Below are 13,182 nucleotides of genomic sequence, written 5' to 3' on the forward strand. Positions count from 1 at the left end.
CCGGTGGAAGGAGGAGGGCGCGCTGAACACGGAGGTGGCCGGGCTCGCCTGCCTCCAGGCGCGTGGCCACCAGTTCCCCCTGCCGAGCTACCAGACGCTCCTCACCGAGCGCGCCAGCAAGCTGGCCTCGCGCTTCGCGGAGCTCGCCGTCACCGCGGAGAACCAGGACACGGCGGGTGCGGCCACCGTGCTGTGGTCCACGGCGCAGTGCCTCGCGCCGGGCTCGGACACCATGTCGCGCACCCAGCAGGCGCGCCAGGCGTTCCGCTACCAGAGCGCCATCCCCGTGGAGACCGGGCTCGACGGCCCCATGGTGCCGCAGATCGCCGCGGGGCTCTCCGACCTGTGCCGGCGCCTGTCCTCGTCACTGCCGGGCGGGGCGCGGTGCGCGGAGCTGGGAACGGTGCCGGGCCAGCCGGAGCCGCTGCGGCTACAGGTGGACGCCATCATCCAGCGCGTGACGGAGAACGTCAGCGAGGACGTGCGCAGCGTGCGCTACATCAGCGGCACGCGGTGGGTGCCCAATCCCGATTACGCGGCGGCGCAGGATGACGTCGAGCGCGCCGAGCGCGAGTACGCGCGGGCCAACAAGCACAAGGACGACATGGACGACGCGTGCGAGGAGGAGAAGCACACGCACGATGCGACCTGCGTGGGCTGCCCCGACTCGCCCAAGAAGACGGACGCCTGTGACAAGGCGAAGGATCTCCACGACGACTATGCGAACGCCTCCCGAGCGCTCAGCACGGCGAACAGCCACCTGGCCAACACGCCGCAGTCGGTGCGCGAGGACGTGTACGACACGTATACCTATACGGCGCTGATCCACCGTTGGTCGTCGGGCTTCGGCTACTCGCTGCGGACGAACACCCCGGGCGCCAACACGGCGGTCCGGCAGCAGGGGACGATCTCCTTCGAGGACGAGGAGCACGAGGGCTTCAGCCCCGCCGGCATCTACGAGGATCCGCTGGTCGTTCCGCCCCCCGGTGCCTACTCGGAAGCCTTCCTCAAGCAGCTCGCGCCGCAGGTGTCCGCGGCGGTGCAGCGGGACATCCAGGTGCGCGCGGCCCAGCGCCGGTCCCAGTGCAGCACGCTGCCGGCGGACTGGAGCATCCCCTGGGTGCAGTGCTGGGCGGAGTCCGCGCTCTGGGGCAGCGGCCAGGAGCCCCCGCCGACGGGGCTGCTCCAGGTGCTCGCCACCAGCGCGGGCACGAATGAACAGCCCCTGTGCCGCTGAACCCGGGAGTGGAGGCAGTCCGCTTCAGGCAATCGACGAGGCCCCGAGTCGTAGGGAGTGAGCCGACCCCCTCCGAACGGGAGCATCCGATGCCGCACGAGCCGACTCCTCGCCTGGGAAGAGGGGGCGTGACGCACCTCGCCCTGCTGGTGGCCAGCCTGTACTCCACCCCCGGCCTGTCGCAGGAGCTGACGGGCGACTGGGAGGGAGTGGTCTCCACCCCGCGCAGGCCCATCACGTTCCAGGCCCATTTCGTGCCCTCCGAGGAAGGTCCCCCTGGCTCCTTCGAGGTGCTGGGCCTGAAGGACGTCATCGACCAGGCCGAAGTGAAGGAGGGACACGTGCGCTTCCGCGTCCCGCTGAAGGGAGAGCCCCTCCTCTTCGAGGGCACGCTGGACGGCGGCCAGGTTCACGGGACCTTCACCGAACAGGGAGCCCCCTACCCCTTCACCATGGAGCGCGAGCCGGTGCTCTCCAAGCCCGCGAACCGGGTGGAGGCCTGGCAGCAGGACCTGGAAACCGCTGAACGCAAGCTGATGAGGCTTGATCGCAGCTTCAGCCCGAAGGCACGCCAGGAATTCACACGGGCGATGATCAGACTGCGCGCCTCGGTGGCGAAGAAGAGCGATCCGGAGCTCATCGTCGGGCTGGCCCGGGCAGTGGCCCTGGGTGGCAATGCCCATACACGACTGTACCTGTTGCGCAACCGCACGGAGCTGCGGCGCTACCCGCTCCGGGTGTGGTGGTTCAAGGATGGGTTGTTCGTCGTGAAGGCCACGCCCGAGCATGCGCAGGTGCTCGGGTGCCAGGTGACAGGCATTGGCGGCCAGACGCCCGAGCGGCTCCGTTCCAAGGTCGCGGACCTGTACGCTGGCAGCGCGTCCTGGGCCGACTACATGAGCGCCTATACCCTGACGAGCCCGGAGGTGCTGTACGGGCTCCAGCTCATCCCCGACATGGAGAGCACGGCCTGGTCCTTCGACTGTCCTGGCGGGAAGCTCACGCGCAAGCTCGCGCCGCTCCCGCTCGTGAAGAAGAGCACGCCCGTCGAGGCGTGGTGGGATCTGTCTCCGCTGCACACGGGAGGAGACGTGGAGCTCGTCAGCGCGCTCCACGCGGAGGTACCGCTGTACCTCCGCCATCCCGACCAGAACTACGCATTCGAATACCTGCCAGACCCCCAGACGCTCTACGTGCAATACAACCGCTCGCAGGACATGCAGGGCGAGTCCGTCTCACAGTTCGGCGAGCGGGTACTGGCGGCGCTCGAGAGCCATCCGGTGCGGACGCTGGTGGTGGATCTGCGCTTCAACACGGGGGGCAACCTGGAGCTCGGCAGCCCGGTCATGAAGAAGCTCCAGGCGGCGAGCAACGGCCGGCGGGTGTTCATCCTCACCGGCCGGGCCACGTTCTCCGCGGGCCTCGCCCACGTGGCCGAGTGGAAGCAGTGGGGCAAGGCCCTCCTGGTGGGAGAGCCCGTGGGCGACGCGCTCGACTTCTGGGCCGAGGGCGGCAACATCCGGCTCCCGAACTCGGGGCTCACCGTGCACTACGCGGATGCCTTTCACGGCTACTCCACGCGCAAGTACCCGGAGCGCGAGCCCTTCTTCCTGGACCTGAATGCCACCACCCTCGCCCCGGACCGCCTCGTCCAGCCGACCGCCCGTGAGTACCTCGACGGGAAGGATCCGGTGCTGGACGCGGCGCTGCACGAGAGCCCCCGGACGGCTGAGTAGACGCGGCCGCTAGGTCGACAACAGGTAGACACGGCGCTTCGACACCCGCTTGACCCGCCAGATGTGGCGTTGCTCCAAGGCCATCCAATCCATCACCAGGGGCCTGGGGATGTAGAGGATGCCGGGGTTGTCCTGGGCGGTGAGCACGAATTTGCCGCTGTCATCCCTGACCGTGCAGCCCACATCGATGAGGAGACGGCGCTGGATTTGATCCGGCTCCGTCGTCCCCCAGTTGAACTTCGTGAGCTGATCCACGGTGAGCTCGTGGGCCTCGGCGATGCTCTCCAGCGTGTCGCCATCGGAGACCTTGTGCTCGAGGACTCGCGCGAGGAAGAGTTCCGAGTCCGCTCCACGGCGTTGCCGACTGGGCTCCTGTTGATAGGACGGAAGAATCCCCGCCTTCACGAACACGAGGGTCTGTCCCAGGATCGCACCGTCGAGGACCGACGACACGGTGATTCGCCCAGGGAGCAGGTTCGGGATTTCGATGCGGCCAGACGCGTCGGTCTTGACCTTCTTCTCCGACCCATCGGGGAGTTTGACGCGCAGGGTGAGGTCCGGGAACGGGTCCTCCGAGACGTCGTCGACGATCTGCAACATCAGCCGCTGCTTCTCCTCGACGGGAGCGGATTCGGGCGCGGCCTTCTCCTCTCGGGGAGGCAGCACACCGGGGACCATGACCAGGGGCGAGCGCGCCAGGCGGAGGTGCCCATGGACGAACAAGGTGGCGAGCCGCCGGACGAGCTGATCCTCGGAGACCGGCTCGAACGCGTGCGCCAGGGTATGAGAACGAGCCAGCTCACGCAGGGTGCGCAGGTTGAGGTAGTCGTAGGCGAGCTCCCGCAGCCGGCGCTCCGCCCTCCACGTGTCTCCCAGTGGGACCAGCTCATGCCCTTCCGGGAGCTGCTCGTGGAGCTCGAGGAGGACATATTCGTGGTCCCCATCTCGCAGGAGACGATGGTGCCGGAAGACGTTCGCCCTGCCACCCTGTGCTTCGCGGGTCATGTTGACTCCCCCATGCTCGAGTCCCGTCAGGGATAGAGCGTCCCATTCCATCTGGACACGATGTTCTTGTCACAAACGAGGTCGTGCATGCCCCGGGTCTTCTGCGGAAGGACGCCCACGCGCTTGCACCCGCCAATCGTTCCGATGAGCTTCCGATTCGCCCGGTAGATCTCACACAGCAGCCCATGCCACCGCTCCCAGCCCTGGCACTCGATGATCTCCGGACGGCCATCTTCGTCGAGATCATACTTCAAGGTCTGCTTCGTTTCGCCCGGCGACGTCGCTCTGTCCTCAGCGACCTTCCAGAGCCGCTCGGCCGTGTATTCGAACACCGTCTCGAGCACGGGGTACGGACGCTCCGCGACAAGCCGTCCCTCACCCTTTTCGAGCACGAAAACCTTCTCGCCATTCTCGTCGATGAACGTGAACGAGAGCCTGCCCTCCGTCTCCCCGATCAACGGCGGAGTGCTCGAGTCGTGGAAGACCTTCGAGACCACGGGCTTGCCTTCGGGTGACACGCTGGCGAAGAGGTAGCCAGGTGGGAAGTGGTTCCCTCCGTTGTCGACCTGAACGAGCGCGTCGTCACGGCCGTCCTGATCGAAATCGTCGACGAGCAGCAGGTCGAGCAGGAGGTCGCCGCGAAGATCGGCCCGAATCTCGCCCCCCTCCCCCGGGGGAACATGATTGTCGAGATCGACGAGTACCTGCTGATGCTCTCCCTCTATGAGCTCCAATCGCGAGCCGGTCTTCCTGCGCGAGAAGTTACGCACACCATCGCTGACATATCGGACGGTATTCCCAGGTTCGCTCGCGAGCTTGAACCCCAGCACGTCCGCGATGAGGCGAACATCCAGATCCTCGAAGTCCTGGGAGTGAACGACGAAGGAAATGCCACCGGCGGTCCCGATGGAGCTCGGGCGCACGGTACCACGCACGACGTAGAGAAACGACTCCCGGGCTCCCACGCCGATGAAGAGGGAGCCCCTGCGCTCTAGCAACCGCGAGGCGAACAAGCTTCGGGGAAAGAAAGCGTCGGAGAGGCACTCGTTCGACTTCGATGGGCTCGAGCACTCGATATGGCGCTCCGCCGCGAATGCACCGTCAGAGTCATCTGGCAGCCGATCGAACTGATAGTCCAGGTAGTACTTCTTGAGGGCAGCCCGGGCTCGCGAATGACCCACCGAAAGAGTGACCGCGCGAGCAGCAAAATCGAGCCTTTCACGTGCATCAAGACCGGACTTCTTCACTGTTTTGAGCAACTTCTCGACCTCGGGCTTTTCAGGTCCGAGGTGCTCTGCGGGCACATAGCCTTCGAGGCCCTTGCAGCGCACGCGGAGCCAGTACGAGTCCACCTTTTGAAGGAGCTCGCACTGCGTCCCGATGGGGAGGTTGGCGAGAATGGCGCTCCGTTGCGGCTCCTGCATGAGATTCAGCTCGATCGGTTGAACGAACTGAGCCTTGGAGCTCGCTCCCAGTGACAATGCGAGCAGGCCAGCAAAGTAGATGTGAACCATCATGGAGTTCTTCTATGTCCTTCCGGGTGAAGGGCCTAGCGCCGGTGCTCCCAGCCCTCATCGAGCCATTTCTTCACCGGGGCTGTCGCGTCCGCCTTGGTGATCCAACCCTTCTTCTGCCTGTCCAGACCATCGTTCGCTTCGTACAACCCATCCCCCGCCCGGTAGTAAACGGCATCATCCAGCTGGCCGATTCCAGAAGGGCAGATGATGCATGCATAGACGTCTCCCAGGGTAACGAGTGGCATCTTGTGCGCTGTGATCCAGTAACGAAAATATTTCTGTACGTAATCGAGTTGCTCGACCTCGGGCATGACCTTCAACTGCTCAGTGGTCTTTCCCAGTAACTCATCGTTCTTCCCGGGAATGAACTGGATGAGTCCTACCGCACGGCTACTCCTTCCCGGTGTATTGGATTTGAACTTCCCTTCTGTCTCGAAGGCCATGCATGCCATCAGGTACTGAGGATTGACCTTCAACTCATCGCTGATGGCGAACACCTTCTTGCGGAAGTCTTCGGGAACCCGGTCGCCCCAGATCAACTGGCCGGCGACCGAGCGCGGAGCGCCTCCAAACTCGATGTGGATCTTGGGAACTTCCGTGGAGAAGACCTTTCCGTCATTGCCGGGCACATAGGCTTCCACCCGGAACTTCCCCGGTCCATTGAGCTTCGCGACGCTCTCCTTGTCCGTGATGCGGGCCACCAGCGCCCCCTTGGAGTCACACAGCCCTCCAGCGCCCTTCGCCACGGTGTACCGGAGCTTCACGCTGCTCATGAGGATGGGCGTATCGAGGTCCGCCACGATCTCCGAGACACGGAAGGCAAGCACCGTGCCTCCTTTCGCCCCGTTCGGGATATGCCGGGCGTGGCACTGGAGCTTGATGTACGTCGTCTCATCGGTGAGCTCGACGAGGCTCTTCTTCAAGTCAGTGAGCAGGGGCACACCCTCGTAGGCCCGAGCCGCCAGCTGCGGGGGCTCGACGGGGTGATTCCACAGCTTCGTCTCCGGTTTGGTGACCTGCCCTCGGACGCTCACCTTCTTGCCAACCAGGTTCTTGTCCGACAGGGAAACGAGCGCCTCGTGGACATAGGGATTGGTTTCGGAGGGGCTCGCCTTGAGCTTCAGGAGCTCCGTCTCCCCCTTCTCATCGTAGATGGAGAACGCAGGCGCCGCCTCCTTCCAGTACTGGAGGTCGCCGACGAGCCGGAAGGACAAGAGCAGGCTGTCTCCTCGAACACCCGCTGACACGTCTCCGAAGTGGGGAGTCCGCGTCAGGAGCGTCGTCGGGTCCAACTCATGGGAAGCCACGGCGGTCGCCAGATCCTTGGGAGTCTTCTTCGACTTCGAGGCACTCTTCTTGCCCTTCTTCTGAGACTCCAGCCAGAGCTGGTCATCGTCGAAGGTGAGGAAGGTGTTCTCGTCGTAGTCCATGACGACGCTGACGGGGACGTAGTCCTCCGTGCCGGACAGCGACCTGGGAATCCGCAGGAGAGCGAAGACATTCTTCTTCTTCTTCAGCAGGATCTTGGGGCCGACCAGGTCCAGGAAGTACTCCGTGGAGGAAGCCTCCGCCTCCGCCGGCTTCGAGTAGGGCGTCATCACCTGGACCAGGGAATCGGGAGACAACGGCGCATAGGACCAGAGAGACAGCTCGAGCGGCAGCTTGAAGCTCCGGTCGACGTTCTCCACCTCCGCTTCCACGCCGAAGCCGCCAACGGTGAAGCTCTTCAGCTTCGGCCTGGGGAACGAGATGCCCCGGGCCCGCTCCCAGACCACGTAGGTCTTTCCGGTCTCCTCGGTGACCTCGAGGCGGAGGTCGTAGCCGTAGGACTCCTGGCGCGTCTCGAGGTACGTCAGGAGGATGGTGTCATCGCTCTCCGCGTAGCCGACGCGCCAGGTGCGCTCATCATCCGCGGACTTCGTCCACTCGAAGCTGACCACGGCCTTGTCCGGCGCGGTGCGCCTGTTCTTGATGGCCCCCTCTTCGAAGATGGAAAGCCTGAGCGTCGACTTCTCGAAGGCGGTGCTGAACACCGGCTCGAGCTCGAGCTCCCTTCCAAGAAGAACACTCAGCCCTGGCGGAGGGGTGGGCTTGCCAGGAGTGGCGCCCTTTCCCTTCCCCTTCTCGGGAGCCGGAGTCTTGTCCGGGGCCTTGGCGGGGCTCGGTTCCTCCCCGGGCTCGATGCCGAGGCCTTCCACGTTCAACGGATTGTCGAACACCGGCGTCCCCGACACCGGGAACTCCTTGGCGAACGGAAAATCAGGGGTGACGGACAGCTCGACCACACCGTTTCCGAAGAAGCCCGCTTCAAACGAATCGACCTCCAGCTCGGCCGTGCACTTGTTCCCGTTGACCTGGATGGGCACGGCATCGACTTTGTGTGACCTGGGAATGCCGTAGGAGCGGGTCTTGAATCCAACGCAGCACGTGGGGCCCTGCGAATCCTTGAGCTCCTTGCCGGATGGCGGCGTCAGGTTCTCGTGGGTTCCCTCCAGCTTGAGCTTGTACTTGCGCCCGTCCGTCTTGAACATCACCACCCGGAACGAAAGTTTGACCGGGGGCACCGCGACGAGACGGATGATGTTCTCCGAGCCCGGCTCGACCTTGACCTCGATCTTCCTGTCCTGTGCCGTAGGGGCCATCGCGTCTACCTCCCCGTCCCGGTGGCGGCCATATCAGGAGAACCGTCGTCCTCCGATTCGCGCGCTTGAAGGTCCTCGTGAAGCGTGCACGGCTTCTCAAGGTTCAAGCTCTTGTCCTGCGGATACACCGCGATGACCCGGAGCGTGTATTTGATTCCACCATTGAGGCCGGCCTTGAGGTCGCCCTCATCCAGCTCGGCGGAGAAGACGCCGTAGGCATCCGTCACGCCGTAGACGACGCCCTCCTTCTTCGCCTGCTGCGTGTATTTGATGCAGTTCTTGGGAAGCTTCACGAGCGACGCATCCGGCTTCTTCGGATTGGGTGGCACCCGCGGGTCGACGATCTCTATCTTGAAGCCCCTGCTGATGGGGATGGCCTTCGTCTTGACGGTGATCACCACCCCATACGAGCCATCGCCCTTGGGCGTGACCTCGAGCTCGGCACCCGGCTGGGCGTCATAGGAGGTACGCGCCGAGTCCGCGACGTCGATCTTCTCCCCCTCCAGGGGCACCTGCTTCGTCCTGGCCTCGGCGCGAATCGCGAGCGTGGAGCCCTTGACGTTCGCATCATCGAGGCTCACCAACCGGGTGATGGAAAGCGAATCCGCGTCGGAGCGGAAGCGCACCTTTGCGTCCTTGTCGAGCGCGGTCTTCCCGATCTTGATGGTGGGATTGACTGCCCGCCAGAAGCTCTCGGGTGCCCCGAGGAGCTTGACGCTGATCAGAGCGCCCTTTTCAGTGAGGGTGATGACGGGCACGTCGAAGCCCGGGCGGCGCAATATCTGCGAGACCTCCGTCGACCACAACTCCAGGTAGCCCTCTTTCGCCTCGCTCCTCAGGTCATCGGCCTTCAACACGACATGATGCTTGCCCGTCGTGTCCGTGGGCAGGAGACGGTCATTCAGCGCGCCGCCACCATTCGGGAACAGACAGCCGAACATCACGGCGATCTTGTTCCCGGGCGAGAGGCTCTTCTTGAGCTCCGCGAAGGCCGAGTCTGGATTGAATTCGACCACGAGCTCACCGGAGAGGCCGCCTGGCTTTGGCGCATTCACCGAGACTCGGAAGGCGCCCTTTCCCTCCTCTTGGAAGTCCGCCAGCCATCCCTCCTCTTTCACTCGCTCCATGGCCTTGCGCAGCGAATCCACGTTCTTCGTCGCCGCCTTGAGCTGGAGGGAGAGCCCGTCCGCGGAAAGGGCGGACAGGGACAGGGGCACGAGCGGCGAATACGCGCACTGGATACGCTCCACGGCCTCCGCGAGCTCCCACGCGAGCAGCGGCTCGCTCCCGGCCGCGCCCTTCTGGCCCTTGGCCGCGTCGAGGAACGCATTGTACGTGAAATGCTGCGTCACGTAGGTCTTGGGACTCTTGATGGTGCCCTTCTTGATGAAGCCATCGGCGACCTCGAACCCCGCCGCCTCCAGGGTCAGGTCCTCCCGCGCTTCGATGGGAATCGCCAGCCCGGCTTCCTTGAATTCCGAAACCTCGGTAGGAGCCTCGGCGTCAGCCCTCCCCGTCCAGTAACGGATGAGCATCCAGCCACGCAGCAGCTTGGGACGGTTCTCCCGGAACGGGATGACCCACGAGAGCCAGCCATCCTTGTCCTTATCCTTGGACTTGCCCTTCCGCTTGCGGACGACGGGAACCGGAACCTCATGGGTCGTGGCGGAGCCCTTCCCCTGTCCGGACGCGCTCCGCGCCCACAAGAGGACAGGCTCGAGCCCTTGCATCTCCAGCGTCCCGAGCGATTCCGCATCGTTTGGCTTCTCGAGCAGCCATTGCCCCCACCCCGGCATCGGCACGGACTCGATGAACATCCCGTCCTTGAAGAAGCCCCGGACGAGGTCGAGCGACAGCGCCCCGCGCTTCACCTTCACGGAGACCAGTTCGTCACCGTTCCCCCGCTGGAGTGCGACGACCTGGACGTGCTCGCCGACGCGTTGAGGCGGATGGGAATTCCGCGCTGGCAGCCAGCCCAGTGCGCCCACCTTCTTCATGTCATCCGAGCGCCAGAGCGGCATGTCCGCGAATCGAGCGAAGCCATGCCGGGTCAACAGCATCAGCAACCAGGCCCAGGTGACCGGGTGGGGATTGTCGAGGGTCGTCTCCTCGGGCAACTGTCCCTCCTCCGGGGCGCTGCCCTTGCCAGCGAAGAGGTTCTTCTTCTCCGCTGCGGAACCCAGGAACGCGTTCTCCTCGTGCGCCCACCAGGCGACAGCGCTCGCATACTCGTCGATCGCCTTCTTCGCGCCCTTCTTGTCCTTGGCATACAGGTCGGTGTACCCGAGGCTCACCATTCCCTCGGCCTCCAGGCGCGCTTCCAACTGTGCCGAAATGCCCGCCCGGCTCCAGTCGTTGAGGTGCCTGAGAACGACATTGCGCCAACGCACGGAAGCCAGCTTCTTGAAGTGCTCGACGTCCTTCCGCAGGCCGTCCTTGCCGGAGTCCGTCCCCGTCTGAAGGAAGAAGTCTCGGGATTTCCCCTCCAGGACCGGCTCCACGAAGATCTTCCTCGCCCTGGCGGGCAGGACCACGTCGATGCTGTCCTTGCGCCCGTCGTAGTCGACGGTCAACTCCCCACAATCCTTCGGCTCGAACGTCACCTTGAGCTTGTAGGGACCCTCGGGCAGACAATTCTTGTAGTTCTCCAGGAGGAGCTTGGCGACGTAGCCGGGCTCGGAGGAGGGCTGGTCGTCTTTCGAGAATGGCAACGCCCAGGTCGAACCCAGCAGGCTTTGGAGCAGCTCCGGATCGTAGGAGTTCCGGAATCTGGCGAGGTGCTGTTTCTCCGGCTCGCGGACGTGCTTCGAGGTGGGCGCCAGATCCAACAGCGTGGCGAGCTCTCCTCCATCCTGGGAACCGGCGAGCGGATCGAAGTAGTTGTTCTGCTCGTTCTTCTCCTCGAAGAACTTGAAGAATTTCTCGGAGCCCTCCGAGAGCTGGAGCTTTCCGTCCGCGAACTCGAGGAGCTGTTGGATCTGTTCCGAGCCACTGGGGGCGAGGACCTCCCAGTGGACGAAGCCATCCCCCAACAGCTCGTTCTTCTCGTCGATATAGCCGATCAACTCGCCCGCCTCGACCTTGAGGTAGGGACGGGAGAAGGTCACGACCTTGGCCTCTTCGAGGGCCTTGTAGATCTCATCCAGGTCTTGATCCGGCTTCTTCCAGACCGCCCGGATGCGCTCTCCCGCCGTCTCGCCGAGTGAGAGGGGTTGTGGCAACCCGACTCCCGCCCCGATTACCAAATAGGAGCCCATCTCGAGCGAAACGAGCTTCGCCTTGTCTGACAGGGACTGGCCCGCGGGGAGATCCTTGAGCCACCGGACCTGGCGGAAGGACTCGTGCTGCGGGTCGATCACAGCCAGGCAGCCATTGCGGCGGGCGAGGGTCTTGTGCCAGGAGACATCCCGGTAGGTATTGGGCTTGCTCCAATCCGGGGGAGCCAGGTGCATGTAGAGGCTGTAGAAGGTGAAGCGCTTGCCTTTCTGCTGTGGCTTGCCCTTCTCCCCCGCCGTCTTCGGAACCACCTCCTCGAGGTCGTGGCGGACCAGAACGAAGGAGTTGTGATTTCCCGAAAGCTCCCGGGACAGCGTGTTGGATTGAAGGTCCTTTCGCTCCTGCTTGCCGTCCTTCGCTGGGGCCGCTCCTTCCTTCTTCGGAGCCGACGGATAGGCATTCGCCAGACGAAGGGCCACGATGTACCCGGGAGCAAGGCAGCGCACGCCCTTGCCCGGGGCCTGAGCGTCCGCTTCCGGCTGCCCCTCAGCGTTGGGTTGTTGGGGCGGAGGGGCGGTGGTCTGGCTCTCGGGTTTCTTCTGTCCCGTAGAGGGCTTGGGAGCTGGCTCCTGTGGCTTCGCTTGCGTGAAGGTGGAGGCGTCCAGATGGACACCCGAGTGGAGATTCCGCAGGTTTCCGAAGGGGAAACGGCCCGCTGAGGACTGCTCCGTCAGGGCATAGTAGTTGACCGGGCGGATTCGCTCCTTCCGGGTATCGAATGGATAGGAGACAACACGCGCGATGCTGGAGACGACGAACCCCGGGGGCACCGGAGTCGCCTTGAGCGAATAGAGGAAGGTCCCCCCTTTGTTGGACTGACTCTCCTTGGACTGGTAGTCCATGTAGAGGTCGTCGGAGATCCTGCTCTGGGTGTTCTCCTCGAAGAGCTTCCTGGCGCGGATCAGCACCAACGCCGCCTCCGCATTCTCCCAGTTGCCCGGAATCACCCGGATGAGATCGTGCTTGCTGGAGAGTTGGGAGAGCCCCTTCAGATCATCCTCGGCCTGGGGCATGGGAGGAATGAACATCCCCGCGGAGATCTTGTTGCCGTGGGTGGCGGGGTCGGCGACCACGAGCCAGAGATCCCGGCCCGCGTCATCCCTGAGATAGGCAAAGCCCACGAGCAGGATGAGGTGGATGGGCTCGTCCTGGTCCATGGAGAATCCGGAATAGAAGATGACCGGATTGTTGAAGGAGAGCGCGTCGAGGACGGTCTCCATCTGCTTCGCGAGGGCCGCGGGATCGCCCGCGATTCGAGCCGCCTCGGCCTTGCGATTGGCGATGCCGTAATCCAGGAGCTTCTTGGTGGAGAAGCCAAGGACCCTGGAGGCGTTGAACTCCCCTCCCGGCTTGAAGTCCGGAGGCTCGACCACTTCGACATCGCCCCCTGTGTAACCCGATGATGAAACGGCATAGCCGCTCAGGTTTTGATTGTAAGGGGCCTCCGTGGGCAGCGTGTGGAACGCGCGCTGGCCGCCCGGGTAGCGCAGGTCGGTGTAATAGTCGGACTTGTCGGCGTTCCAGTGGGTGATGAGCTTGGATTTGAATTCAGCCTCGTCGCCACCGGCCTGAACGACTTGATAATAGTTGTACGTCATGGAGCAGGACGTTCTCCCGCACCAGTTCTTCTCGCCGCCCGGGTAATGTTGTCCGAGGAGAGGGACCTTGAGGATGTGGTAATCCTCCAGAACAGCCATCAACTCCTCGGGCAGCGTGTAACTCCACTTCGGCCAATATCTGAGGCTTGGCATGGCGAACTCTTGAGCGGT

Annotated in this window: 6 protein-coding genes; 2 read left to right on the top strand and 4 right to left on the bottom strand. The window is 64.0% G+C overall.

Translation table 11 applies throughout. The features are described 5' to 3' along the window. Positions 1-1,237, top strand: a 1,237-nt coding sequence (locus ACJ8AT_RS38635) for a hypothetical protein (protein WP_407743001.1), incomplete at its 5' end; no start/stop codon positions are given. 128 nt (positions 1,238-1,365) lie between these two features. Then, on the top strand, positions 1,366-2,973 hold the full coding sequence (locus ACJ8AT_RS38640; protein ID WP_407743002.1) for a hypothetical protein: 1,608 nt from the start codon (positions 1,366-1,368) through the stop codon (positions 2,971-2,973). Between the two features lie 9 nt (positions 2,974-2,982). Here ACJ8AT_RS38640 and ACJ8AT_RS38645 read toward each other — a convergent pair whose 3' ends face one another. The 4 genes from ACJ8AT_RS38645 to ACJ8AT_RS38660 are packed head-to-tail and all read right to left on the bottom strand — an operon-like array spanning position 2,983 to position 13,011. Beyond that, positions 2,983-3,978, bottom strand: coding sequence for a LysM peptidoglycan-binding domain-containing protein (locus tag ACJ8AT_RS38645; RefSeq protein WP_407743003.1), 996 nt, complete (start codon positions 3,976-3,978; stop codon positions 2,983-2,985). A 26-nt stretch (positions 3,979-4,004) separates the two neighbouring features. Further along, positions 4,005-5,495, bottom strand: a complete 1,491-nt coding sequence (locus ACJ8AT_RS38650) for a hypothetical protein (protein WP_407743004.1) — start codon at positions 5,493-5,495, stop codon at positions 4,005-4,007. A 32-nt stretch (positions 5,496-5,527) separates the two neighbouring features. Then, positions 5,528-8,137 (bottom strand): hypothetical protein, encoded by a 2,610-nt coding sequence (locus ACJ8AT_RS38655; RefSeq protein ID WP_407743005.1) that lies wholly within the window; start codon positions 8,135-8,137, stop codon positions 5,528-5,530. A gap of 5 nt (positions 8,138-8,142) precedes the next feature. Next, the gene (locus ACJ8AT_RS38660; protein ID WP_407743006.1) at positions 8,143-13,011 is read right to left on the bottom strand and encodes a hypothetical protein; all 4,869 of its coding nucleotides are present in this window, start codon (positions 13,009-13,011) and stop codon (positions 8,143-8,145) included. Between the last annotated feature and the right edge of the window lie 171 nt (positions 13,012-13,182).

This window comes from Hyalangium sp. (assembly GCF_045802625.1).
In the GTDB taxonomy this organism is placed as follows: domain Bacteria; phylum Myxococcota; class Myxococcia; order Myxococcales; family Myxococcaceae; genus Hyalangium.